Origin of the sequence: Streptomyces sp. NRRL F-2664 (assembly GCF_000719345.1) — a bacterium.
Classification (GTDB): domain Bacteria; phylum Actinomycetota; class Actinomycetes; order Streptomycetales; family Streptomycetaceae; genus Streptomyces.
The window spans coordinates 1-268 of record NZ_JOFX01000541.1 but is presented as its reverse complement, the minus strand read 5'-3'; the positions used below and the strand labels follow the sequence as shown (position 1 = coordinate 268).

Sequence of the window (268 nt, the reverse complement as noted above, 5' to 3'; positions counted from 1 at the left end):
CCCGTCGAAGACATCGTCCTCACCCGCGAAGCCGCCTCCCGCCCCGGTATAGGCGCGGCCCTCCTCCACTGCGGGGGAGAACCGCTGCTCGGGCGCGGCCAGTTCGCCCTTGTCGTCGAGGGTGCGCAGGCGGGTCGCGGCCAGCGCCGGGACGGGCGAGCCGGGGATCTCCTCGTAGGCGATCTCGGTGACGGCGCCGAGGGGGGAGGCGACGCGGGTGATGACGGGGCCGTGTCCGGCCAGCGGCCGCCCGTACTCCAGGGCCGTC

Annotated in this window: 1 protein-coding gene; it reads right to left on the bottom strand. The window is 75.7% G+C overall.

All coding sequences use genetic code 11. From position 1 onward, the window contains the following. Positions 1-268, bottom strand: a 268-nt coding sequence (locus IF89_RS40185) for a hypothetical protein (protein ID WP_043195163.1), incomplete at both ends; no start/stop codon positions are given.